Genomic DNA, 25,041 nt, shown 5'->3' with positions numbered 1-25,041 from the left:
ACTCAGCAAGCTAAATAGCGATACACTTGAAACATAATTTATATCCAACAAACCATAAATTTTATGGGTTTAACCACTCCCTATCTGGTTTGGCCAATAACCGAGCATTATTGTACGCCTGATCCAGCGTAAGTACTGTATGTGCCTGATAAACATGTTCCTCTTTATTGACTACTAATGCTAAATCAGCATCTTTCTTGGAAAGCATACATAACGGCAATAGAAACTGAATCTTCCCTTCATATGAGTGGGGAATAGCCGTTTTATAATTCCTTTTGATACGTTTAACAGCAAGCTCAATAGACTTTTCTATGGCATCAAAAAAGTGTTCATCATCTAGCTGATTAATTTGATCTGGAAAACGAGCCTTTCTATTCTTGATGTGTTCCTTATCAATAATCACTTTGCCGGTATTCAAGGAAGTATCGAAAATCAACTCATGAACTTCTGCCTCTGAAAAATATGATGCAATTGTTGGAGAATTAGGAAAGTACTTTCTATATCTCGATTGGTCGGTTTCAAATTCTAAGAATTTATAAACTGGCTCAGATAGCCCCCACTCTTCACTTGGGGTGATTTGTATTTTCTCAAAATACCCATAGATTTCATCTTGATAGGGTGTTACCAATCCAGTATTGAAATATAAGTACTCAGAAGAGTCTTTCGAGCTTTTTCCTTCAACCCCCTTATTCTGTTCCATGATTCTTTCGAACGTATGGTTTATATAGCTATAAATTACTGGTATACCTTCAGTAGGTTTTGTGATATAATCCCAATTCTCAGGTTCAGCCAAACTCTTGAGATCATATAATGACTGTCTGAAATCATCAAATTCCGCAAAAACCTCTAACGGACATCTTGTATCGATTTTCACAACATCGAGGGCTTCCTTTCCTTTTTCATTTTCAGATGGAGTAAATACCACCGGATCATTTGCTCCGACTGATATAAACTTTCCCATAGACCCTTTTAGTTTTGAATGATGCATAAAATACATTTCATCAGAACCATACTCTTTAATCCATCCATATCCTTTATCGAATTCAGTGATATGCCCAACACTTCTAGAGTTTAAATCCAGATTAACATCATAGGCTTCAAACTGTCCAGGTTTCTTTTCTGAAGGTCTGGCTTCAAATGATACAGGTTCATCCTCATACTTGTAAGCAGCGAAAAGCTCTGACAATTCCCTTTTAACATCGCTAATATGGAAAAAGTATGCTTTCTCAGGATCATTTGGATTTTCTATATACCCATACCCTTTTTTAGTGTTGTAGAATTTTAATTTACTGACCATTTTAATCGGTTATTTTATTGTTATGAATTTAGAAAATAACATCGCCAATGCAATATGTTTCTTCGATTAACTGATTCCATAATTGACCATGCTATTTTCTGATAATATTTAGATCAGGCCGCTTCACTACCATCTCCAAGTTCAAGGCCGTTGATCGGACCAAGTGCATTTCCCGAAAGACCATCTATCGACCCTATGACATCTAACATCATAAAATTCATTTGATCAATCTGTACCTCTTGCTTCTTCCAAAAAGCTAACATGGACTTTCGTTCCTTTTCGACGTTAGTTTTCATATTGCTCGCTCCTTGAATTATACCTTCTACACGTTGTTTAAATTCATGGCTCATGAGGTAATTATAAAGCGCATGAACTTTACCTTCTTTGTTTTCTTCTGAAGCTTTTATTGTGGTTTCTGTGATGCAAACCTGACGTATTGCTGCTGTCAAACCTATGACCTCCTTGAAAGTACAAACCCAGACCCCATCTCGCAAGCCAAAAACAGGCATGTCTTTAGGCATAGTCCCCGTTACAATGATTCCATGTTTCGCTCCATGAGTTCTCATATCATTTTTTAATTTCAATACCCACTTTTCATCAAACCGCTTTGCATTTTTACTTTCAAAAGCAATCATACCACATTCTTTCCCGTACTGAGTTCTTACGGTTTGCAAGGTATCGGCTCCACTCGTCCCTTTTGGTACTTCTTGAATTGAATCAAACCGAAACACACTTTGTAATTCCTCCTCCAAGGCCAACTCTTGTACTTCACCTTGTGTTTGCATTGACCCTTGCTCCGCCTTGCGTCGTGCTTCATCAAGCTGCTTCCTAAGATCAGATAGCTGTTTCTCTTTTTCCGCCAACTTCATATCTTGGCGCTGACCTTCTCTTGCAATGATCTGTTTTTCAAGTTCAACAGCGCGATTCTGCATTTCCTTTTCCACTTGAAGGCGAATATCAGCTTCTTTCTCTTTTGCTTCTCGCTTCAATCGTTCATTCTCTATTTCTATTTGCTTTGATTTATTTAAATTAAGCTGCTTTTCCTCCAATTCGGATTTAAGTTGCAATAGTTCAATATCCACGTCCTTCTTTGCTTTGACAACAGCCTTCTTTTCTAAAACCAGTTTTTCTGATTCCAGCTTTTGTTGTACTATTTCGTCGACGGATGCTTCTTTCTTTTTTAGTTCTTGCTGACGCTCAACCATAGCATTCTCCTTTTCAATAAACTCTTTTTCAAGTTTGGTTTTTTCAATTTTCAACAAATGATCCATTTGATGTCTAAGTGATTGATCAGGTGAAAACTCGTGGTGGCACTCTGGGCATTGTATCATTCCTTTTTCCATGATTTCTGTTATTTAAATTTTTCTATGATACAAGTTTACTTTCCACCAGTTCACTCATTGTGAACTGGTGGAAAAACTTTATATTAGCTTATGCCTGTTAACAAAAATGCCTACGTGAGGTACCTAGCTTATGACAAATGTTTGAGAAATAGAACAAGAAAGTATAATTGGAAAGATCTTCGGAGTGCCGCTAACCGTTCTTTGGATTCTCAATTTTCAGATGCTATCGGAAAGACTCAATTTTTTAAGGACATGAAAGCACTAAAGGGTCCACCTTGGAATGCTCCTATTATTAGTGAAAAATCATACTATAGGTATACCGACCCCGCGTACTCCATAGTAAATCAACCTTTAAATGAATCTGAGGCCGAACAAATCAAATCCGCGATACTTGTCCTAGGTCGCTTCAAAGGTCTTCCTCAGTTTGAATGGATTCATGAGATAGTACCCAAAATAGAAAAGGAGTTCGGCCTAGAGTCTCAAGAAAATGAAATCATAGGTTTTGATCAAAACCTTGATCTCAAAGGACTTGAGCACTTCAACGATCTTTTTAATGCAATCAGCAATAAACAAGTATTAGAAATCAATTACCAATCGTTCAAAAGTAAGGATCCAGTATCGATTAACCTTCACCCATATTATCTCAAACAATATAATAATCGATGGTTTCTATTTGGGTTTAATCCTCTATACAGCGACTTAAACAATTTGCCATTAGACAGGATCAAGTCCATTGAACCCATTATTACTGAAAAATTCATAGACAACACTACCTACGATTTTGAGGAGTATTTTGATGACATTATTGGTGTGACAAAATTCAACAATGTGGATAATCAGAAAGTCAAATTGTGGTTTGCACCAATGCAGGCACAATACATTGACACAAAACCATTACATGGAACACAAAAGCTATATTGGCAAGATGATGGTTCAGCTCATGTGACTATAGAAGTAATTCCAAATGTAGAACTAGAACACCTCATTTTGAGGTTTGGAGAAAGTTGTAAAGTTTTGGAACCTACCTCTCTAGAGGAAAATATCAAGACTAAAATAAGTCTCAGTTTAAGCAACTATACTAGTTGAGCTATCAGTTCCTCGTCCTACAATTTATAGACTTTATTCTATGCACTATTTCACCTCTTCACAAAACCTTGAGCTTGCAAAAATAATTGAACAAGAGAACCCAAAAGAGCTTATGGTCTCCAAGAAGCTAATCCAGCCACACCCTTTGATCAAGGAAGCTCAGACATATTACCGTGTCAATAACAAAGTGAAAAGGTGGCAAGGAAATACAGTTGATTTAGGAGAACAAAATCTTTCAATACATGTAACCAAGCCGGTCCTCAGCAGAGCGATTATCTTGTTTGATGCACTTATCAAATTGGCCATAGTCAGAAAACACAAAGTTTATATGGATGGGACGAAAACCATAATTTCCATACAAAACATACCTATGAACATTCATCTGAGGGAAAAAAACAAAGCAAATTACGACAATGCAGATCGATACAACTCCAGAACCTTAGAGCCAACAGGGATTTTATGCATTAACCTTTACTCATATTATACAGAGAAAGAATGGTATGATGCAAAGACTATCAAACTTGAATCAAAGCTGGCGACTATAATGGCATTCCTAGAGTTAAAGTCAGATGAGGAAGTCCAAAGCAATATTCGAAGGGAGGAACAAGCTCGCATAAGAGAAGAGGAAATAAAGCAAAAACAAGATCAAGCAAGACTAATAGAGCAAGAGCAAAAGAAATATCAAGACCTCTTAAACAGAGCAGACCGTTGGGATCTACATCAAAAAGTTATCAAGTACATTTCCATGATAGAGCAACAAAAACTTGAATCACCTGCATGGATCGACTGGGCTAAAAGAAAAGCTGAATGGCTTGATCCTAGGAGTGACAAACAAGATCAAGTATTAGGAGCTTTCAATAATTCTAATGAATAATTTTCACGCTTCGGGGTTCCTCTGAAGATATGAAACTCAGCCCTCTCCTGTCCAAGAAATGCAGCTTTGAAGTATGTATAAATAAGCTTGGCGATTCCCAGACCGAGTAGAAGTACATTTCTACAGAACTTCATTTCATCTGAACGAAGAAAAGAGGTCAACCAGAGTATGAGCATTTAAGTCCTTTTTATTGAATGGTGTTCAAAGTAAGGAATATCTTGAATTTCTTAAATTCTCTTGTGAGTTCGGGGCTAAGGTCGGTGTGCTGAAAAAAAGGGTGAACTCTATTTTTGCATAATTAAGTTCACCCCACATAGCATTACTTCATAAACTTCAAGTCTAATCGCGGTGATAAGAACTCAGAGTCTCTTCGATTTCTGTTGAGAAGGATAAACGAATTTTTTCATCATAATTTTCCACCTTGCTCTTTGCTCTCATCATCATTTTCTTTGCTTTATTAAACCTACACCAAGGATTCGAAATGCCATTGTGTAAATCCCTCAACAAGGTCTTCAATACGAAATATTGTGCATGGACATTTGTTTCTTTTGTCAATTCCCTGCACATCATATTGACCGTTTCGTCAAGGCTCTTCGAATACATTTCATCTTGACATGCTTCAAAGAGCCTTGCATGCAACTCAGCACTAAAACTTTTTTCAGACATAACTTTTAGAATTATCGTTAAACTTTTCATTTAGTAAAGATTCCACCCTAAGGATTCCATTCACCCAACCAGATAGCCAAAATACTTTAAATGACTCTCCTTTAATTTTTTCTCGACTCATGGCCATCAGCAGATAATAAACGAACGCTATTACTTCCATCCTTATCTCATCTGGGAGCATCTCAGCAAAATCCAAGTAGTCATCAACTACGCATGAAATGACTTCTGATAAATGATCTTGCAGTCGATCACTATCAAGATCTCGCCAATTGTCATTCCCATGAAATTTTCTTATCGGTAAATATTCTAATTTATATAACTTCTCCTGCATGATGTCCTGCAGCGGAGACAGCGTTCCTACCATATATTTTGTTACAGTTTCCATAGATCCTTTTATTTATAGGTTTCCAACAATTCGCCAAACACATTTTTGTACACAGGATCCGACATTTTTGAAAGACTCCTTAGCTGAATATCTGACAAACAATGCTCAGTAGTAGTCACTTCTCGCTGATATGTAATTCGAGCATCCACCAACATATTAGCATACCTCCAACCAGGCAAAAGACCTGTCATGGAGGACCCCGTGAAAGGTTGAGAATCATACATGTAACGTAACATATCCCTAGCTTTCATCAACGCCGATAAAACCCTAACCTGAGGCAAATGCACGTGAGTTTCTCGAACTATACACATCGCTGCTAACTTGATTGCATTTGATGTAAAATTATCTGGGTCGTATTTCCTTGATTTCAGAAAATCCTGATAATACTCCCAGTTGCAGTCACAGGTATCACGCTCTGTTGCTATTTCTATGAATTGCAGAACTGCTCGATCAGCATATGATGGCTCTTTACACTCCTCTCTCATTTATCTGTTTTTTTATATGAATCAAATAATTCAATCGTAGCAAGGTCTATAAGTTCATGTACTCCTTGAATTTCACATTGCTCATCCCACAAAAGGCTGGTTAATATGTGGTATAACTCTCCAGCTTTCATGAATCGATGGTAAGGAGAATTACAGTTAGCACTAATCACATGATTAGTGATATAAACGTCCAACTGTTGCTCTGAGACTGGCTCCTTACCAACAAATTTGCTTCTGTAAGGATACCGGTGCCCTGAAAAAAGTTGAGGAATAAATCTTTGATCTCTTTGTCCATCCATATAGAGATCAGTTTCCTCGTTAAAATGTAAGTGTGACATAATATAAATATTTAATTATTGATTGCTTTATGGTTATCGATTAAGCCGGAATATCTCTCATTCAATTTGAATAGAGAGAGTAGAATACTTTACATTTATTCGACTTGTAAGGCATTACTTCACTACTCTTCACCCAGCCTTCTTAGCTTGAAATCCTTGGATTTGAGAAACTCATCTCGTCTGTATCGTGCTTTACTCAATTCTTGTTTTAAAATCGATCTAGCTTTCTTCCAACCAGCCAATCGATCCATGGTCTTCGTTGTGGTGAACATTTTTTCACCCTCACATTTTCCTAGTGACTCAAGGAGGTATTCCAACCTCTGGACGTGACCTACAACTTCATCTCGTTTTATTTCTAGAACTCCATCTTCTACTCTTTTCAATATTCGCTTGGATAGATACTTATCAAGGTCTTCTGGTTTATCAAAATACTTGTCTCTGAGATAATTCCCCAAATAAGTGGAATTGTAGAGTCGAATTGGTCCAATGAAGGATAGTGTCCTACTGTAATCATCGAGGCTTTCTGGAAAATCTATTGCATCTTTTTCTTCAGGTGTCCTGTCTAAGAACCCTGATTTGAATGATTGATTTGTTTCTTTTTGTTCCATTTTTACATTTTATCCTAATTGTAAGATCAGTACAAGCCGAATGCATTTAGTTATTTAAAAGCTCTTCACACTTCTCCTTTAGCAGTCTATTCATTTGGTTTTTGATACACTCCTCATTTGAGTATCGCTTGACTAACCTTCGAAAACGCTTGTATTCTATATTAAATACCTCTGGGTCATTTCTAAGAAGTTTTGCTGTATACCTTGGGTTATACCAATTAATAATGAACTCTTTTTGATCTTCTGTTTTAAGGAGGCTAAGTAGACTGTCATCGGCTAAATCGACATAATTCCAAGTTTTTAGCAGACGATATTTAAGACCGCTATAAAATGATTGGTCCAGTAGCAAATCCAAGGTCAAAATTCCCCCACCAGTCAGATATTGCATACGCATAATCTTCACCTCGAAACGTATCAAGGGATGGTCTTCTGGAAAATTGCTCTGAGCCCCTTTGTCGTACATTTTTAGCCCCATTTGTGAGAGAAAGACAGAGCGACCAATTTCATTTTTCGCACTCTTAGAAAGTGACATAAAAAGTCTTTTCTTATAAAAAAGGACACTTTCCAAAATAACCTTAGGTGAAAAAGGGAGTTGAATGTTTGATCCAAATTCTAAGTTTGCAACTTGAACGTCCTTTGGATTCACTCTTAATTCAAGACACAACTTCCTCACGGTTTCGATACATTCTGAAACGGTAAAATCATCGTAATTATTACCGTTCCAATGTTTATGCAAGGACCCTCGGATTTCGATAAAACACCTTGCGATTATTCTAATGACTAATGATCTCCACTTGACGGTTTTGGTATCATATTCTTCACCTGTCTTCTCGTTTACCCTTAATTCGAATTCGAATTTCTCCTCTAAATAGATCAGGCAATAAAGGGGCAACCTTAGTTTTACATAATCAATCATACGTCAAATTTTAGTAACTCATTACCATCTATATTTCTCACAGAAATGCAGTTTCCAGAAACTTCATCAAAAACTAATCGCACACGTGCTCCTATACCAAAAACAAAACCATCAAGTACGTTCCGATAAATGCAGTCCCAAAAAAGCTGTTTAGAAAGAAATTCACCTTCTTCACCTTTAGCTTCTATGTAAATTTGGACTTCCTGAATAAAATCCATTAAAACGCCCTTTGCCTCATCAATACTCCCCTCATCAACTCTTGATTCAAGTTTGGTAAGAAGTTCTATTTCTATTTCATGCTGCATTTCATGCGATGCGCCTAAACTAAGTGCCTCTATTAGAAGAATTATCTCTTCAATGCACATCTTACTATTGATATGTCCTATCATTTTTTACTGATTTTAGTAAGAAGTCTCATCAGTGCTGAGTATTCCGAACGTTCAATCCAAGAAGAAATTAAGACCCTGCCATCTTGAAACTGCCTTATTAAAATGTTCGATTTTTTAGCTCTAAATATTTCTTTTTCAGTACTTCGAACAATTTGGTACTTATGATCCTTAAAAAACTGCTTCAGTTCTTCAGACCTCTCTGGATTTATTTGTATCAACATATTTCAGAATATCTGTGCGGACAATATTCAAATGCCATGTACCACAATTTTTTATAAATGTTTTTCCATGAAGCAGGTAGTTCTCCAAAGCGATAAGTATGAGCCTTTATTTCATTGCAAATTGCTCTAAGAACAAGTTCTGGATCTTTTGCTGTCGGCACCCCTTTGATTTGTTGCTCCAAGTAAGCCTTAGATAGCTTGCGATTTGATGACCTTCTTTTCATAGATCCTCCTCCTGACTCAAAGAGTCAATGTATGCAAGCACATCAGATCTCTTAAACTTAAGAGTTCCATGTACCTTGCAAGATTTAAGATTTCCCGAGGATTTCAGGCGATGCAGAGTGCTTCTAGAAATACCCCCAAGTTCCTTTCTGACTTGGTTGGAGTCTAGTAGCAAATTACTATTGCGATCATCTAAAATATCTTTTAGGATTTCAGGGAGACGATAATTCAAATAATCGTCAAGTGCTTCTCTTATAGCGGCCTTAAAGAAGAGACCTAATGAAGCTATGTTTTTTGATATATTATTGAGATTCATACTATCCTTAACGACAGCATTTTCTCAAAGACGAAAGGTGGGAAATGGTATTTAAAATACCTTTTAACAATCTGATTTTCAGAATAAAAATCACTGAAAGGTTTTCGTATTTCTCAGTCAGTCATCAAAATTACTATGATGATTTTTGGTGATTCTTTTGGAAATAATGAGTACATCTCTATCCACTCTAGACGATCCTGACGATTTACCTGAATCTAAAAAGTTCATCCAGCTAGAGCATTTTTCCAAGGTATCTAAATTAATCGCCTCATTTGAGGCCGAAATAACAAAGCACTTTATCTTTTCATTGAACACTTTATGCTCATCTTTAACTAAACCTAAACGGCAAAAAAGACTAACTATACAAAAGAACTTTTGCTGTTCCTGTCTTTTAATTTTAACACGAATTTTGGGTTTGTTTTTTGATAAAAAAGCCAACTTTAAATCTTCAGGGTTCTTTACATATGACCTTAAACACATCAAAATTTCCTCAATAGAAGAATTAAATTTAGGGTAATAGTTAAGGTACCCAGCAACCCCATTATTAGAATTGGTACTTAATTTTTCATTGTGAAACCGATAATTATGATATGCCTTGATCGCAGATTTCAACAACTTTACTTTTTTAACCCAATACTCAGATAAGTCATACGCCATCCCATTCAAATCTCCACCTTCATCCTTATAGTAACAATCCTCAACCAAACTATTAACTTCGCTCAAAGAATAATCTTTAAGCCATTTCTTCACTACAGTTTCGGCAAAAAGGACGTCTTTATTCTCTTCAATATTATCAAAATGAAATTTTATCGCTTCCAAACAATCTGAAGAGTTGCAAAAAATTGCGAACTCCAAAAATGCCATTCTTAGATCAGAATTATAAATGGGTGCTCTTTCTACTCGTAGATAATAGCCTTTGGTATCGTCTTCATAAGTCTCGTTTAGAAACTTATATTGAAATAGTATTATATTTTGATTATCAGACTGCATAACTACTTGATTTTCCATACTTCTGATTTCTGCATTTCTTCGATTAAACTATTTGAGTTTAGAGCATTATATTGGGATGTTACTGATAGGTCAGAATGCCCTACAAGGTCAGCCACTATTTTAGGAGACATCTTCACCAAATTCATAGAAATGAAAGATTTTCTCGCTGTCTTACTAGAAATTATTTCATTCATCTCTACTTCAGAAGTAGAATCAACTCTTCCCTTATATGTGGTTACACTTCTTTTATTATTTAATTTCGCCTTTTTTGCAGCCTTTTTTAATTGCTTATTAAAATTTTGATTCGAAAATTTAGGCAATTGGTAGTCATATTTTTCAAGAATAAACTTAGAATACTCATTTAAAGGAACGCGGACAATTTTTTTAGTCTTAGCCATTTTAATTTGAAGAATACTACCCTGAATATTACTCTTTAAAACCCTCGTAAAATCAGAATACCTAAGACCTGTCGCACACGCAAAAACAAACAAATCCCGAACTCTCTCTAAATGAATATCTGATGACAGGTTAGCACTAAATAACTGTCGAAATTCACTTTCATCCAAGGCTACTGGTTCAGATGACGATCGGGGTTTTACAAAATATTGATATCTATCATTGTCAGAGTAGCCCTGTTTTTTACAGTATGACAGGTAGGCCTTTAAATTTTTAATGAGAGCTCCAGCTGTAGAAGGACTTACCTCCAAATAATCAAAAAGATAGTTCATCAGATCATCGTAGAATTTCTCATCAATACTTTCAAACTTGACTTTTCTTTTTCTGTATCTCTGAAAATCTTCTATTCGGTTAAAAAATGATTTTATATGACGAATCGTACCATTTGCGAGCCCTTGTGTCTTTTCCTTATATTCAATGTACTCACCTTGGAAATCGAAGAAATCAAGATTACTCGGCTTTTTCGGTTTGAGACTATCTTCATATTCATTCTTCACAGATGAAACAGATTCTTCTCCTGTTTTCAAATAAAGTTGCCTTCGAAGCTCGTCTATTTTAGACTTCTTCAATTCCAGCACTTTGTTGATTGTACTAAAACCTTTATAGCTACCTTTAATCCTACATTTTACTTTATCCCAATATTTAGGATGGATTTTCTCCCCAGTTGAAATGTAAATTGATTGGCTCCAGTGCGTGTAGATAATATATATTACACAGATTCCTTCTTTATTAGCCTTTTCAGCACGAATCACCAACTTTGTACTTGCCATTATAAGTAAACGATATAAAGTGAAGATTGTTAAATTCTTTTTGAATGATTTTGCAAAACTCTTCTTGCCGATTTCTAGGTCGAGCTTCAGTATGTAGCGACCAAATTCTAGCATTTTTACATGGTATATTTGATGTCCCAAAAAATACCAAGAAGTGCCTTTCTGTATTTCTCGTATTCAAAATTTTCCTTCCTGAGCGGATCACAAAGATTGTCAATAGTACCGGTGACAGTTTAATTGATCGGGATGTAGCGCAGTCCGGTAGCGCACCTGGTTTGGGACCAGGGGGTCCCAGGTTCGAATCCTGGTATCCCGACAAAAGAAAAGCCACTCAAATGAGTGGCTTTTTTGTTTTTGGGTTGGATGAGCAATGCTTGCATTAGCGAAAACAGCGTGAAAACAAAAAATGACTGCGTAACAGGCTTTTCTTTTAAACCCCCTTAAAGGATCAGAGAACATCGTGAGGCAATCCCACTCCAAAGTGCCATTCGATTAAAAAAGCAGAATTTCATTTACTTAAAGCATATCTAGTAACAGGGCCCTGGCGGTCTAACGATTCGATAGACAACCGACGCTGTTGAATCCACTGGCCGTGCACTTGGCATCCTGACATCGAAAAGCTCAGCAGTTTTACGGGCTTTTTTACTTCATTGGTTGAGCAAAATCAAAGTGGTATGATAAATGAGCTTGCAACGACCAATCAAAGCCCTGTAGTTTATTTGATCAGATGTATCGGTTGTTTTATGATATTCATCATGAACTCCTCCAAAATAGAAAATAGATGGCACACCCTTCTCAACGAAACTCCATTGATCTGAGCGCTGATATATCTGAAGCGGATGAGCCACGTCATTGTAGGTATAATCCAACGTAAGCTGAGTAAATGTTGTATTGGCGTATTCGCTGGACTCATGTAATTCCGGGGACATTTGATCAGAACCAATCAAATAGACATAATTCTCATCATCCTCATACTCAGGACTTACCCGGCCTATCATATCTATGTTCAGTTCATATTTTACATTGAGTTCGCTGAAGATCCCAGAGTTAACAAAATACGCCGAACCCAAGAGCCCTTGCTCTTCTCCGGTGAAAGCTATGAACAAAACCGATCGTCTCGGTCGATACCCTAAATTTGAAGCCAGCCGAATAGCTTGGGCTATTTCCAGCATCGCCGCCACACCAGATGCATTGTCATCCGCACCATACATGATTTCACCATCCTCAATACCTAAATGATCGTAATGAGCAGAAATAACAATCCATTCATTTTCTAATCCTTCACCCTGAACATAGCCTAACACATTCTCTGTCTGAACCAGATCTTCTTTCCTTTTGATTTCAAAGGATGCACGAACATTTTCACAAGAAGCTTTATCTCCAATCAATTCAGACCATCTATTCTCATCCATATAGAAAATCCCAAATTCTCTTCTAACCCCAAATTCGAACCGCAAGTACTCCCCCCTTTCCCCACTGATTTTTTGATGTGTATTCAGCCCCTTATACTTTTCACTTTCCATTAAAACCACAAACATCGTGAAGCCATTCTTTCGTAATTTTTCTATTGTTAGATGAATATCTGTATGATCAGTCAAGAGCAAAATCTCGTTTCCAATAGCAGGCACTAATGTTTCTAAGTCTCTTTTTCTTATATCCAGAAGATCAATTTCAAGTTGCTCTGCCGAATTTAACTCCCCTAAGAAAACATAATCTTTGTCTCTTTCGAGGGTTATGTCGTTGACTATTACCTGATGATAATCAGGTACAGATTTCACAAGATTAAAAGTTTGCATGTAGTCCTTATACTCATCAAATGCAGCTAGACCAAGCTGCCCAAATTGTCGAGCAACAAATTGAGCAGCTAATCGCTGGCCAGGCTCACCGGATTTTCTGCCTGCCATTTTTTCAGAAGCTAAGGCCGACACGATAAATTGCAAATCAGTTGAATCTATAGCTTCTACAAATTGATGCCCATCAGCAAGCTTCTGAGCATGACTCAAACTCGACCACTGTACCAGAAATATCATTAAAAAGACCCTCATCAAGATTTCTTTTAGCCCTGATCACTTCTTCACTCTCATCCTCATTCGCATTGAATAATAAACTGATGATCTTATTTGTTTTCTTACTTCTTGTGAAATGTACTTTGATGAAAGGATTTGATTCAACATAAAATTTGTCCGGATATTGTGGTATAAGCGTGGATTGCCTGGTGACTTCCATATCTCCCTCTAATTGCTCTAGATCAGGTATAATGATTACCATACGGTCCGCAGATAACTCGACTGAAATCTCAAGTGATTTTTCTATGTCAAATGAATACTTCCCACAGTATTCATTGAGTTTTTCAGTTGGCACATCAATTGACATTAACTTTTCCATAACCACTTGGGCTTGAACTATGGTCGTATTTAATATGACCAGAATGAGAATGATCTTTTTCATTTTATTAATATTTAGTTTCCCAAATCATGGAAATAAAAGATCATTAAGGAAGTAAATAGAGCATACAACTCAATTTGTGAATTGAACTACATGTTTTCGCAATTCGGTGGTCAAATTGCCGTTTAGGGTCATTCATAACATAAAACCGCCATACATCACACAGTTCATACATTTTAGCCCGAATCGATTAACTTCCTGCATGCGAAAGAATTTTCACAAATACACCGAGCCCCTCATACATATTGTCGTTTGGGTTGGAATTATCACGATCAACACTCAAGGTGAAAATGAATTATTAAGTGTAGAGCAACATCAGACGCTTATAGAATTCAATGTAAAAACACTCTCTCTATTTGCCTTTGTAGGCAGCGCAGTATTATTCTATGTGAATATTCTGCTATTGAATCGTTTCTATTATCGTCGTGAAAAGTTCTTAGCATTTACCTTGCTGATAGCAATCGTATTTATAGTATTCTATGTTTTAGAATATTTTATACTCCATAGTTTTCTGGGCCCAATTGCCTCTGTGTTTCAAAAAGATTTAATCATCAATCACTTTGTGTTTCTCCTATTTTCTATCATCTATATCGTTGTTAAAGACAGATTTAGAATTGAGTCACAGAATAAATTAGCCACAGCCGAACAATTGACCAATGAACTTCAATTTTTAAAATCTCAACTTAACCCTCATTTTCTGTTCAACTGTATCAATAACATTTATGCCACTTCTGTAGAAAATGGTGATGAAGAAGTAGCCAAGCAAATTGCAGATCTCACAAAAGTCTTACGATACACATTGTATGAAAGCAACCAATCCAAGGTACCTCTTGATCATGAAATTCAATTTTTGAAAGGCTATATTGATCTGAATTTATTGAAATTCGAAGTAGGTGAACTGGATTTTTTATTCGACATATGTGGTGAGACTTCACAAATTAAAATTACTCCATTGGTGCTTGTTCCACTGGTAGAAAATGCATTCAAGCATGGTACACATCCAGACAACAAAAGCCATATTCATATTGACTTGTCTATTAAAAAAGGCATTTTACTTTTGAAAGTAGAAAACTCCATTTCAAATGGAAAAAATAAGCCAGAATCAAAAGATGGTGGAGTAGGATTAATCAATTTGCGACGTAGATTGGAACTGCTTTATCCCGATGCACATAAACTAAAAATCAAAAAAGATACTGACTTTTACCAAGTTAAACTTCAGCTAAGATTAAATACTACAGATGAATAATCTAAATGTCATAGCAGTAGATGATGAATATAGAGCTTTGAATTTGATTGAGAATTACTGCAAGCGCGTTCCTTTCATCAATCATATTAAGAGTTTTAAAAACCCTCTGGAAGCCATTGATTTTCTTGGTAAGAATTCCGTTGACCTTATTTTACTTGACATCAATATGCCTGATCTTTCAGGTATTTCTTTCACTAAACTTATCGGAAAGCAACATCAAATTATTTTGACTACAGCTTACTCGGAATATGCTGTTCAAGGATTCGACCTAAAAGTGACTGATTACCTCCTAAAACCTATCACATACGAACGTTTTTTACAAGCTTGCCTGAAAGCAAAAGAATTATCCAACCAAGTTCAATTCTTTAATACAGACCCTACGACATCAAAAAAGCTACAAATCAAAAGTGGTACAGACATTCATTTCGTTGATCTGGACAAACTCCTAGTAATGGAAAAACAAGGAAATAATATGCTATTTCATTCAGAGAATCAAACTATTTCTAGTAGAATGAATATGAAGGAATTACTAGAACAATTGCCAGTTGAACTATTTATTCGTGTACACAAATCTTTTGTAGTGGCCATAGAAAAAATAGACCAAATCAGCTCATTTCATGTAATTGTAGGTAAACATGAAGTACCTATTGGTAGAATGTATAAGGAGGATTTTATAAGAACAATTTCGTAGTGAAGCTCAAACAAAAAAACCGAAGCTTTCACCTTGGTTTTTATTTACTATTGTGAAATATTCTATTATTCTATCCGAACCATATACACAGCGGCATCATCGTCTAGTGGTCTTCCATCCTCATAAGCCACAAGGACATCATCTTCAAATATCCAATATTCATCATTTCCCATCTGAAATGAGTCCGAATCATCTATAAACAACTCCCCCTTTCCATTGATATACCATTCAGAGTACTCTACCTCTTCTTCACCGAAAGCCGAAACATATATCCTACATTCGTGATCATCACGAAATTCCATTTCAATGTCAATTTCATCAAGTATCCCTTCGACAAGATTCCCTGTAGCACGAAGAATCAGTCTTGCAAACGCATTATCTTCATCGTTCAGTTCTTGTTCGAATACATCTTCATCCAAATTAATTTTCATTTTCCACACACCATCCAGGTCACGCTCGCGCACCCTTCCATTTTGTGCATCGGCTGATTGAAATCCTATCAATAAGCCAACAAGTAATATGAGTTTATTCATGAGTTTTTGATATTTGGTTTCACTAATATGTTATACAAGGTACAATCTTTAATATAATACTGCCTCAGGTCTAAAAAAGTTACATTCCTTAGTTATTTATATTCACTACTTACCTTTCGATCATTGCAAGGGAATCATTAGCTTTGCAAAATATTTAATACGAATCAAGAATTATGTTTGATAATCTTAGTGTAAAGCTCGATAAGGCCTTCAAAACACTGAAGGGACAGGGAAGAATAACTGAAATTAACGTGGCAGCGACCGTCAAAGAGATTAGACGTGCACTTATTGATGCCGATGTTAACTTTAAAGTTGCGAAAGAGGTCACCGATTCCATCAAAGAAAAAGCCCTTGGTCAGGATGTATTAATTGCTGTTTCACCTGGGCAGTTACTCACAAAAATTGTTTCTGAGGAATTGACAGAATTGATGGGAGGAAGCAGTGAGGAAATCAACCTCAAAGGCGATCCAAATGTCATTCTGATTTCAGGTCTTCAAGGCTCGGGTAAAACTACTTTTTCTGGAAAATTAGCCCGTCACCTTAAAGCTCAAAATAGAAACGTATTACTTGTAGCCTGTGATATTTATAGGCCAGCTGCGATCGATCAGTTGAAGGTGTTAGGAGAGCAAATCGAGGTGGATGTTTATGCGGAACCTGAAAATAAGGACGCACTGAAGATTGCCAAAAATGCACTTAAATACGCAAAAGAAAATAACAAAAAAACAATCATCGTCGATACTGCTGGTCGTCTAGCAGTAGATGAGCAGATGATGAATGAGATAGAGGCCCTCAAAAAAGGCCTCAACCCTGCAGAAACACTATTTGTAGTGGATTCTATGACTGGTCAGGATGCCGTGAACACTGCCAAAACCTTCAACGACCGCTTGGACTTCAATGGCGTCGTACTAACAAAGTTGGATGGTGATACTCGTGGTGGAGCTGCCTTGACTATCCGAAAGGTTGTTGAAAAGCCAATTAAGTTTATTAGTTCTGGGGAGAAAATGGATGCATTGGATGTATTCCACCCTGACAGAATGACCAATAGAATTCTCGGCATGGGTGATGTGGTTTCTTTGGTAGAGAAAGCTCAAAACACCTTTGACGAAGAAGAGGCTAAAAGAATTCAAAAGAAAATCCGCAAGAACCAATTCGGATTTGACGATTTCCTTTCTCAGCTGGAGCAAATCAAGAAAATGGGTAACCTCAAAGACTTGATGGGTATGATTCCAGGCGTAGGAAAAGCCATTAAAGACATTGATATAGATGACGACTCTTTGAAGCCTATCGAAGCGATCATCAAATCTATGACGATGAAGGAGAGAGAAGAGCCAGATATTCTTAACGGCAGTCGTAAGCAACGTATTGCCAAGGGAAGTGGCACATCGATCCAGGAAGTCAATCAATTACTCAAACAGTTCGATCAGATGCGCAAAATGATGAAGACCATGAACAAAATGGGCGGAGCCAAAAGGGCGCTATCTGGTATGAACATGTTCAAATAGAAATTGAAAGACGTACACGGAGAAGCCATATTTGACTTTTATAAAGGAGACCATTCGGTAGTCCTAAAAACCTACAACTCCTATGGCGAGCCAGAAGAAATGCCTGTAGAGGTATTCTTTAGAGACCACCAGGACTTTACTGACCTAGAAAATTTGGCCATCACTTCCTGTGAAGGCGAAATTTTGGATGTAGGTGCGGGTGCCGGAGCTCATGCCCTTTTCATGCAAGCCTTCGAAATGGATGCTACTGCTTTAGAGAATTCACCAGGATGCATTGAAACTTTACGACATTCAGGAATGGAAAAGATCGTGGAAGAAGATTTTTTCGCACATCAAGGCAAATATGACACCTTACTTTTTCTAATGAATGGTCTCGGTTTGGCAGGCAAACTGGACGGTCTCCCCTATTTTTTTAAACATTGTGAAAAGCTATTGAATAAAGGCGGCCAACTGATTCTGGACTCTTCTGACATTTCTTATTTGTACGAAGATGGTCTTGAAAAGCCTGAACATTATTTTGGTGAAATACAGTACCAATACGAATACAAAGGCAAAAAAGGAGACTGGTTCGATTGGCTGTATGTTGATCAAGAGTTGCTTATCAAAGAAACTGAAAGCCTTGGGTTAAAAACAGAGATACTTCTCACCGATGAGTTTGATCAATACCTGGCCAAAATCACCGGTTTTTAAAAATATATCGATTAGATAAGACATGAAATCTGGCGAGGTGCAAAATCGCCGCTAGCGTGAGACCTATTAATAGAGCAATCCATATCCCTTTTGCTCCCCAACCCAAATAAATACCTAAAAAATACCCTAACGGTATGGCCATAAACCAATAAGCAAACAAGGTCACATAAGTTGGCACTTTCACATCGGCTATTCCTCTCAACACACCTAGTCCTACAGCTTGTACTCCATCTGAAATCTGGAAGAACGCAGCGATAACCAATAAGTTTCCAGCCATTCCTATCACTACTGGATCATTGATGTACCAGGTGGGTAAATAGGTATTCCCAAAAATAAATCCAGCTCCAAACATGGCCATCATACCGGCTGCCATAGCAAAACAAGTCATACCAGCTGTTCTAAGCGTTGGATAGTCCTTTCTCCCCAGTTGATTTCCTGTACGAATGGCCCCAGCAGCCGAAATGCCCGTAGCAATCATATAAGTAACAGCTGATAAGTTGAGTGCAATCTGGTGCGCAGCCAAAGCCTCCGCTCCAATCCAACCAACCATTACAGCAGCCATGCTAAACGCTCCAATTTCAAAAATGTACTGCAAGCCAGAAGGCACACCAATATTCAGAATTCGTCTCATCACAAATGGTCGTAATTTGATCTTTGACCAAAGCACTACATATCTTTTCAAAGGCTTATACGTCATTACAAAGACAACCATAGCCACAGCCATAATAATTCTGGAAATCAAGCTGGCCCATCCAGCTCCAACTAGTCCCATTTCCGGCATACCTAATTCTCCATAGATCAACCCATAATTGAAGAAGATATTTAGAAGATTGCCAGAAACAGAAATATACATGGCTTGACGTGTCATGGAAAGCCCTTCCGCAAACTGACGAAAAGCTTGAAAAACCATAAGTGGTATGAGACTAAACACTAACGTATTGAAGTATGGCAAGGCACCAGCTAATACTTCCGGGTCCTGATCGAGTAAGAACAAAGATTGACCTACAACCAATCCAACCAACATCAGTACCACACCCAAAGCAGAATTGAGATAAACTCCATGCTTAAAGAATTTGGCACCCATTCGTTTGTCGTTGGCTCCATCCGCTGAAGCAATCAAAGGGGTCATGCCATATGAGACACCAAGGCCAAAAAGCATGATCACAGAAAATACACTATTCGCCAGGGACACAGAAGCCAAAGGCACGGTACCTAATCGACCCACCATCATACTATCAGCGACAGCCACAAGTATATGGCCCATTTGGCTGAGCATGACTGGGTAAGCCAAGGTAATATTCGTACGGAAGTGTTCTTTTAAAGTCAAGGGTTTGGGGTTAATGTTTTATCTAGTTGGCGTTAGTCAAAGCTTTCCTCCATCAATTAATAATTTAGCTTTCAGCAAGCCGGCAATACTTAAGCTGTCTGTGATTTCATTATTCATCACCAGCCTAACGGCATCTTCCAACTTGAGTTTTCTTATTTTTAAATCTTCAGTTTCTTCAAACGATGTTTCTCCGTATGTTAAACCTCTGGCCACAAAAACAAACCCCTCCTCATCAGTAGCCGAGTTTGATGTGTGTATGCGCAAAATATTATCCCAACGCTGAGCGGAAATACCAGTTTCTTCTTTCAATTCCCTTTGGGCCGAAGACAATATATCATCCTCTAATGGCCCACCTCCCATGGGGATTTCCCATGAATACTCATCCAAAGTATATCGATATTGACCTACTAGCCAAGTGTTCATTTCTTTATCCAAAGGCACTATACCGAGAGCCTTATTTTTAAAATGCACTTTCCCATAAATCCCTTCATTTCCGGAAGGATTAAGCACTTGATGTTCTTCTACAGATATCCATGCATTATTGTATACTTCTTTACCAGAAATTTTTTTCCACGGGTTGTGAGGTTTTTCGTTTTTCATAGCTATAAAAAAATCCCGTCCCGATGAGCATCGGAACGGGATTTCAATTTTTTCAGTTAGAAATTATTAAACTTCCTCTTTATGCTCTTCTTCGTGTTCCTCTTCTTCTTCATGACCGTGTCCGGTTAATCCGTGAGGATAAGAATGAATGATTTTTTCGGTATATCCTAGCAACAGTGCAGAGAAGATGAATACCATGTGAATAACGATTTCAATGATGATTCCTTCAGAACCGGCTTTCTCAGCTGCTTCCCTGTAATTCACAAAAGTCTTCAATAACTGCACCCCAGAAATAGAAGCTAGTGAAGTTGCCAATTTGATCTTTAGCATACCTGCATCTAAACCTTCCAACCAGAGTGGCTTATCGTCATGCATATCTACATCTATCTTACTGGTAAATATGGAGTACCCACCGATAGTCACCATGACTACAAGGTTCATTACCATAGAGATATCTACCAAACTCAACAGCGTAAGCATTACTTTTGATTCAATATCACCGCCAATTACTTGATGATACATGTGCGCCAATTCCTGGAAAAATTTCCACATGTATAGAAATGCTCCGATTATCAGGCCACCATACATGGGAGCTTGTACCCATCTACTCCAAAAAATGAAACCTTCGAAGAAATTCTCAAATTTGTCAAAAAATCTTTTCATACCTGATTTATGCTAATGCGAGTTGGTTTTAATACCATTTAATAACAAGTGCTAAAATTAAAATTAATTTCCATACCGCACAGCGAATAAGTCACATTTTTTAACGCTATCGTATTAATTATGAGTTTTACCTATCTCTTATCATGTTAACCCCTATCAACCACATAGGTTTTGGCCACTAAGTCATGTAACCCTTTTCTGTCTCTTCTGAAATAGATCATGAAAAAACCGCCAAAAAATAGCAATAAAGACAGATATTTTGTAACAATTCTTAGCAATGACTGGCCAAAAGAAAGGCCATCTCCTTGCTCATTCACCACTTCAATATTGGAGTATTTTTTACCAAAAGTTGCACGCCATCCCGAACCCTCTAAAATCGCATGGTATAAACTAACTAGGACCAAAACCACCCCCCCAAAAGTTAGATCATCTTCAATCAGATAAGATAAAGGAGCCATTAGGATTAGAATGAATAAAAAGTCGATATTGAATGCAAATAGTCGCTGAGGAAAGGTGGCAAATTTAGTTTCTGAAGGTAAACTCATATGATTGAATTAGTTGATGATAGAGCAGGCTGTATCCTCTTGCGCCTTTGAACGGAAATTACATTTTATTAACTTGTCTAGACAAAACTAAAACACTAAACTATGAAAATACTAAAATCAGCGCTTTTGGTAGTCGTCGTTCTGATCGTACTACTACTTGGTATTGGGTTCGTCATTTCAAGCGAAGTTACACTCAAACGAAATACCGTCGTGAATGCTAGTCCATCTTCTATTTATGAAGAAATCTCAAGTATGAAGAGATTCAATAAATGGTCTCCATGGTATCGCATTGACCCTGAAGGTACCACCTACATCTTTAGTGGCCCCGATTCGGGCATAGGCAACAAAATGGAATGGGCCAGCGAACATCAAGACGTAGGCACAGGTTCTCAAGAGATTGTTGAGGCAGTAGAAGGACAAAAAATCAGATCCGAAATGTATTTTGGTGGATTTGATGAGCCTGGTTATGCAGATATAATTCTGGAAGAAACTGATGGTGGAACTAATGTGACATGGACTTTTGAAGGAGATATGGGAAGCAACCCAATATTTAAACTAATGGGATTAATGATGGAATCTATGCTTGGACCAACATATGAAGAAGGTCTAGCCAATCTTAAAGAAAGAGTAGAGTCAAAGCCACTATTTTCTGTAGAAATCAATGAAATCAATGTAGAGCCGATCAACTACCTCGCTATCAGAGAAACGTTTGACACTACAAAACCCGAAACTATTGGCCCACGGATGGGAGAAATTTACGGCCAGTTGTTAGGCTATATCAACACCAATGGTGTAATGGGAGCCGGTCAACCGATGTCTGTGTATGTAGACTATAGTGATACAGGCTGGACAGCAGATATAGCCATACCCGTGGCCGAGACTGGTGAAGTAAGCGATGAAAGTATTATGGCGGGTCAAACCGTATCAGGAAAAGTGGTGCAAGGCATCCACATGGGTGATTATCACAACCTAGATGATACGCACAAACAACTTCAAGCTTATATGCAATTCAACGAACTAGAGGCTAACGGAAATGGCTACGAAGTGTATGTCACAGACCCAACACAAGCCGATACCGCCCAATGGAGAACTGAGGTTTTCTACCCAATTAAATAATTAATTTTATGACAACCATTAAAGCCATCCCGATAAGGATCGAGATGGCTTTTTTGTTTCACTCCATTAAATCACAAATTACATGGCTGTAAGAGGAAATTTTTCAAGTAGACTAGGCTTCATAGCCGCAGCAGCAGGTTCCGCGGTTGGACTGGGTAATATATGGGGATTCCCGTATGAGGCCGGCGCAGGAGGTGGTGCCATATTCGTGTTGGTTTACCTTTTCTTCTGTTTTGCACTGTGTTTTCCTGTCATGCTCACCGAATTAGCCATTGGCAGAAAGTCGGGGCGAAATGCGGTAGGTGCTTTTGAAGCACTAGGCCACAAAAAATGGAACTTTATTGGAAAGTTGGGGGTGCTCAGTGGTGTCCTCATCCTTTCTTTTTACAATGTAATTGCTGGCTGGGCCTTTGGCTATACCTTCGAAATGGCAGCTGGAAACTTCGAGGTAACCGAACATTTTAGCGCATACACCACTGATGTCTTCGCGGTAGGGAGTTATGGCTTGTTATTTATGGTAGTCACCGCATTTATTGTTTCTAAGGGTGTATCTGGCGGCATTGAGAAAGCTGCTAAAATATTGATGCCCTCGCTCATTATCATGATGTTTTCGCTGATTGTTTATTCCTTATTCCTTCCAAATGCTATGGCTGGGATCAAATTTTTTCTACTTCCAGATTTCAGCAAACTGACACCTAATGTCGTATTTAACGCCATGGGACAAGCATTTTTCTCCTTATCCTTGGGCATGGGTACATTCATCACCTATGGCAGCTATATCAAAAAAGGCGATAACTTGATTGGGTCTGCTGCTTTAATCACCTTGACCGATGTAGGTATAGCCATCACTGCTGGTTTAATGATCTTTCCATTAATCGGTTTTATTAGTGGCGGGTCACTTTCAGGTGTAGGTCGCGGTCCCGAACTTATATTCGTTACCCTCCCGCATATCTTTGGAGAAATAGGACCTACAGCTGGTGCTATTGTGGGAATGGTATTCTTCCTTTTACTCTGTTTTGCGGCACTGACTTCTACCGTTTCATTGCTAGAAGTTCCAGTGTCTTATGTAATAGATGAATTTAAACTTTCAAGAAAAAAGGCCGCTTGGCTGATGTCCGGGATCATCTATCTCATAGGAATTCCCTCTCTGCTGGGCAACGGCTACTCATCCTATTTCACAGCGTTTATCACTTACATAGGAGCTGATCAACCAACCGATTTTCTCTCTTTTATCGTCAACATAGCCAATGATTCCTTTCTTCCACTAGGCGGGGCGCTGATGGTGTTTTTTGCCGTTCACATTTGGAAAAAGGAAAATCTGGAAGCTGAGATAGCGGTCGGCTTTGAAAATTATGAAAAATCCTGGGTTAGAAAGTACTTACGGTTTGTAATGCCCGTCTTGCTTCCAGGGGCACTGTTCATCATATTTAGTATGATCGTCCTGTCTACTTTCTTCGGATTTTAGATCAGTAACTCATTTCATCTACCGACTGTAGAAGCATTTTGATATCATCGGCCTTTTTGTATTCTCCCAATTTCTCAAAAGAAGAAATCAAATTTCTCAATGCACGTGCTACAATATCCACATGACTACACGGCTGGTAATAAATGTCATTCTTTTCCAGCTTCAGCTGATCAATATAATTATTGATATCATCGGTAGTAAAAATGATACCATTATTGAACACATTGATGTAGAACTGAGTGTCTTCTGTTTTATAGGTCACAATAAACAAGTTGGGTAAGTTCACCCCATAGATTGGCATCTTCAGTCGCTGAGCCAAGAGCATATAAACTACACAAAGACTCAGTGGATTACCACGCTTTGATTCCAGCACCACGTTGATCATTCCATTGGCAGGCGAATGAAAATTTTTGGCATTGGGTCTAAACTTCATCTTGTTGAAAAAGACGTCATTGAGCACTTTGATTTGCTCCATGGGGGACAACTCTTCTGAAAACTCGCGCCATGCATTGTGGTAGTACTGCTCGAATTTTCTGGTCAGAAATTTCAGGTTGAGATCTGGATATTGATAGTTGGCTACCAACATCATACCTTCTAGTAGATCTTCTGCTCCGCCTTCCTTCCAGGCAATCAACTTCTCGCTTAAAAGGTCATATTGAAGGTTGTGAATGATGTCCTCAATTTTTTCGCGAACGCTAGGAATCAAACTGTTATTCATCCATTCCTTTTCCAAAAATGGAATCACCTCTGTTCCCAAAGAAAGCAGCTTTTCTTCGACATGCACGAGAATTTCATGATCGTCATCTTCCAATAATGAGATCAAAGCCTTGAGTTCTTTTTCGTTTATTTTCTCCAA

At 37.8% G+C, this 25,041-nt stretch carries 28 protein-coding genes and 1 tRNA gene; 9 read left to right on the top strand and 20 right to left on the bottom strand.

Annotation, left to right across the window (positions count from 1 at the left end; all coding sequences use genetic code 11):
- Positions 1-61: 61 nt before the first annotated feature.
- Complete coding sequence (locus ACOQO5_RS18145) at positions 62-1,297, bottom strand: DUF3825 domain-containing protein (protein ID WP_420583105.1); 1,236 nt, start codon at positions 1,295-1,297, stop codon at positions 62-64.
- Positions 1,298-1,410: 113 nt separating this feature from the next.
- Positions 1,411-2,556: a DUF2130 domain-containing protein gene (locus ACOQO5_RS18140; RefSeq protein WP_420583104.1), complete on the bottom strand. Its 1,146-nt coding sequence runs from the start codon at positions 2,554-2,556 to the stop codon at positions 1,411-1,413.
- Positions 2,557-2,754: 198 nt separating this feature from the next.
- Between ACOQO5_RS18140 and ACOQO5_RS18135 the strand changes: the two genes are divergently transcribed.
- Complete coding sequence (locus tag ACOQO5_RS18135; protein WP_420583103.1) at positions 2,755-3,726, top strand: helix-turn-helix transcriptional regulator; 972 nt, start codon at positions 2,755-2,757, stop codon at positions 3,724-3,726.
- Positions 3,727-3,766: 40 nt separating this feature from the next.
- Positions 3,767-4,600, top strand: coding sequence for a hypothetical protein (locus ACOQO5_RS18130; protein ID WP_420583102.1), 834 nt, complete (start codon positions 3,767-3,769; stop codon positions 4,598-4,600).
- A 339-nt stretch (positions 4,601-4,939) separates the two neighbouring features.
- On the opposite strand, the gene ACOQO5_RS18125 is transcribed toward ACOQO5_RS18130, so the two are convergent.
- The 10 genes from ACOQO5_RS18125 to ACOQO5_RS18080 form a co-directional block, all read right to left on the bottom strand.
- A complete protein-coding gene (locus ACOQO5_RS18125; RefSeq protein ID WP_420583101.1) occupies positions 4,940-5,266 on the bottom strand; it encodes a hypothetical protein in 327 nt (108 codons plus the stop codon).
- Positions 5,259-5,651: a hypothetical protein gene (locus tag ACOQO5_RS18120; protein WP_420583100.1), complete on the bottom strand. Its 393-nt coding sequence runs from the start codon at positions 5,649-5,651 to the stop codon at positions 5,259-5,261. Before ACOQO5_RS18120 ends, ACOQO5_RS18125 begins: the two co-directional genes overlap by 8 nt.
- An 8-nt stretch (positions 5,652-5,659) precedes the next feature.
- Positions 5,660-6,136, bottom strand: coding sequence for a hypothetical protein (locus ACOQO5_RS18115; RefSeq protein WP_420583099.1), 477 nt, complete (start codon positions 6,134-6,136; stop codon positions 5,660-5,662).
- The gene (locus ACOQO5_RS18110) at positions 6,133-6,474 is read right to left on the bottom strand and encodes a hypothetical protein (protein WP_420583098.1); all 342 of its coding nucleotides are present in this window, start codon (positions 6,472-6,474) and stop codon (positions 6,133-6,135) included. The genes ACOQO5_RS18115 and ACOQO5_RS18110 overlap by 4 nt, the downstream gene beginning before the upstream one ends.
- A gap of 122 nt (positions 6,475-6,596) precedes the next feature.
- A complete protein-coding gene (locus ACOQO5_RS18105; protein ID WP_420583097.1) occupies positions 6,597-7,082 on the bottom strand; it encodes a hypothetical protein in 486 nt (161 codons plus the stop codon).
- A gap of 46 nt (positions 7,083-7,128) precedes the next feature.
- Positions 7,129-7,998, bottom strand: coding sequence for a hypothetical protein (locus tag ACOQO5_RS18100; RefSeq protein ID WP_420583096.1), 870 nt, complete (start codon positions 7,996-7,998; stop codon positions 7,129-7,131).
- Entirely contained in the window at positions 7,995-8,387 is a 393-nt protein-coding gene (locus tag ACOQO5_RS18095) for a hypothetical protein (protein WP_420583095.1), read from the bottom strand. The genes ACOQO5_RS18100 and ACOQO5_RS18095 overlap by 4 nt, the downstream gene beginning before the upstream one ends.
- Before the next feature lie 441 nt (positions 8,388-8,828).
- The gene (locus ACOQO5_RS18090; RefSeq protein WP_420583094.1) at positions 8,829-9,146 is read right to left on the bottom strand and encodes a helix-turn-helix domain-containing protein; all 318 of its coding nucleotides are present in this window, start codon (positions 9,144-9,146) and stop codon (positions 8,829-8,831) included.
- A 117-nt stretch (positions 9,147-9,263) separates the two neighbouring features.
- The gene (locus ACOQO5_RS18085) at positions 9,264-10,154 is read right to left on the bottom strand and encodes a hypothetical protein (RefSeq protein ID WP_420583093.1); all 891 of its coding nucleotides are present in this window, start codon (positions 10,152-10,154) and stop codon (positions 9,264-9,266) included.
- Positions 10,139-11,476 carry a phage integrase SAM-like domain-containing protein gene (locus ACOQO5_RS18080; RefSeq protein WP_420583092.1) on the bottom strand — a complete coding sequence of 446 codons (1,338 nt, stop codon included), beginning with the start codon at positions 11,474-11,476 and terminating at the stop codon, positions 10,139-10,141. The genes ACOQO5_RS18085 and ACOQO5_RS18080 overlap by 16 nt, the downstream gene beginning before the upstream one ends.
- A 128-nt stretch (positions 11,477-11,604) precedes the next feature.
- Here ACOQO5_RS18080 and ACOQO5_RS18075 point away from each other — a divergent pair.
- Positions 11,605-11,678, top strand: a tRNA-Pro gene (locus ACOQO5_RS18075).
- A 331-nt stretch (positions 11,679-12,009) separates the two neighbouring features.
- Here ACOQO5_RS18075 and ACOQO5_RS18070 read toward each other — a convergent pair.
- Both ACOQO5_RS18070 and ACOQO5_RS18065 read right to left on the bottom strand, forming a co-directional pair.
- Complete coding sequence (locus ACOQO5_RS18070) at positions 12,010-13,407, bottom strand: M20/M25/M40 family metallo-hydrolase (protein WP_420583091.1); 1,398 nt, start codon at positions 13,405-13,407, stop codon at positions 12,010-12,012.
- Positions 13,340-13,810, bottom strand: a complete 471-nt coding sequence (locus ACOQO5_RS18065) for a hypothetical protein (protein ID WP_420583090.1) — start codon at positions 13,808-13,810, stop codon at positions 13,340-13,342. Before ACOQO5_RS18065 ends, ACOQO5_RS18070 begins: the two co-directional genes overlap by 68 nt.
- Before the next feature lie 199 nt (positions 13,811-14,009).
- On the opposite strand from ACOQO5_RS18065, the gene ACOQO5_RS18060 reads away from it, so the two are divergent.
- Together ACOQO5_RS18060 and ACOQO5_RS18055 are read left to right on the top strand one after the other, a co-directional pair.
- Positions 14,010-15,053, top strand: a complete 1,044-nt coding sequence (locus ACOQO5_RS18060; protein ID WP_420583089.1) for a sensor histidine kinase — start codon at positions 14,010-14,012, stop codon at positions 15,051-15,053.
- Positions 15,046-15,744 carry a LytR/AlgR family response regulator transcription factor gene (locus ACOQO5_RS18055; protein WP_420583088.1) on the top strand — a complete coding sequence of 233 codons (699 nt, stop codon included), beginning with the start codon at positions 15,046-15,048 and terminating at the stop codon, positions 15,742-15,744. The genes ACOQO5_RS18060 and ACOQO5_RS18055 overlap by 8 nt, the downstream gene beginning before the upstream one ends.
- Positions 15,745-15,809: 65 nt before the next feature.
- On the opposite strand, the gene ACOQO5_RS18050 is transcribed toward ACOQO5_RS18055, so the two are convergent.
- A complete protein-coding gene (locus ACOQO5_RS18050; protein WP_420583087.1) occupies positions 15,810-16,277 on the bottom strand; it encodes a hypothetical protein in 468 nt (155 codons plus the stop codon).
- 173 nt (positions 16,278-16,450) lie between these two features.
- On the opposite strand from ACOQO5_RS18050, the gene ffh reads away from it, so the two are divergent.
- Entirely contained in the window at positions 16,451-17,779 is a 1,329-nt protein-coding gene (ffh, locus tag ACOQO5_RS18045; RefSeq protein WP_420583086.1) for a signal recognition particle protein, read from the top strand.
- A 3-nt stretch (positions 17,780-17,782) separates the two neighbouring features.
- A complete protein-coding gene (locus tag ACOQO5_RS18040) occupies positions 17,783-18,469 on the top strand; it encodes a class I SAM-dependent methyltransferase (RefSeq protein WP_420583085.1) in 687 nt (228 codons plus the stop codon).
- Here ACOQO5_RS18040 and ACOQO5_RS18035 read toward each other — a convergent pair.
- From ACOQO5_RS18035 to ACOQO5_RS18020, 4 genes are all read right to left on the bottom strand, one after another.
- Positions 18,456-19,796, bottom strand: coding sequence for an MATE family efflux transporter (locus tag ACOQO5_RS18035; protein ID WP_420583084.1), 1,341 nt, complete (start codon positions 19,794-19,796; stop codon positions 18,456-18,458). The two genes, ACOQO5_RS18040 and ACOQO5_RS18035, sit on opposite strands and share 14 nt — an antisense overlap.
- A 36-nt stretch (positions 19,797-19,832) precedes the next feature.
- Positions 19,833-20,396 carry an NUDIX domain-containing protein gene (locus ACOQO5_RS18030; protein WP_420583083.1) on the bottom strand — a complete coding sequence of 188 codons (564 nt, stop codon included), beginning with the start codon at positions 20,394-20,396 and terminating at the stop codon, positions 19,833-19,835.
- Between the two features lie 66 nt (positions 20,397-20,462).
- Positions 20,463-21,059, bottom strand: a complete 597-nt coding sequence (locus ACOQO5_RS18025) for a TIGR00645 family protein (RefSeq protein WP_420583082.1) — start codon at positions 21,057-21,059, stop codon at positions 20,463-20,465.
- 146 nt (positions 21,060-21,205) lie between these two features.
- Entirely contained in the window at positions 21,206-21,604 is a 399-nt protein-coding gene (locus ACOQO5_RS18020; protein WP_420583081.1) for an RDD family protein, read from the bottom strand.
- A 102-nt stretch (positions 21,605-21,706) separates the two neighbouring features.
- Between ACOQO5_RS18020 and ACOQO5_RS18015 the strand changes: the two genes are divergently transcribed.
- Both ACOQO5_RS18015 and ACOQO5_RS18010 read left to right on the top strand, forming a co-directional pair.
- Positions 21,707-22,720, top strand: a complete 1,014-nt coding sequence (locus ACOQO5_RS18015; protein ID WP_420583080.1) for an SRPBCC family protein — start codon at positions 21,707-21,709, stop codon at positions 22,718-22,720.
- A gap of 82 nt (positions 22,721-22,802) precedes the next feature.
- A complete protein-coding gene (locus ACOQO5_RS18010) occupies positions 22,803-24,185 on the top strand; it encodes a sodium-dependent transporter (RefSeq protein WP_420583079.1) in 1,383 nt (460 codons plus the stop codon).
- Position 24,186: 1 nt separating this feature from the next.
- Here ACOQO5_RS18010 and ACOQO5_RS18005 read toward each other — a convergent pair whose 3' ends face one another.
- The gene (locus ACOQO5_RS18005) at positions 24,187-25,041 is read right to left on the bottom strand and encodes a transglutaminase-like domain-containing protein (RefSeq protein WP_420583078.1); all 855 of its coding nucleotides are present in this window, start codon (positions 25,039-25,041) and stop codon (positions 24,187-24,189) included.

The sequence above is a fragment of the Reichenbachiella sp. genome (genome assembly GCF_965223055.1).
Lineage (GTDB): Bacteria > Bacteroidota > Bacteroidia > Cytophagales > Cyclobacteriaceae > Reichenbachiella.
The sequence above is the reverse complement of the archived record's forward strand: the minus strand, read 5'-3'. Positions and strand labels throughout refer to the sequence as shown.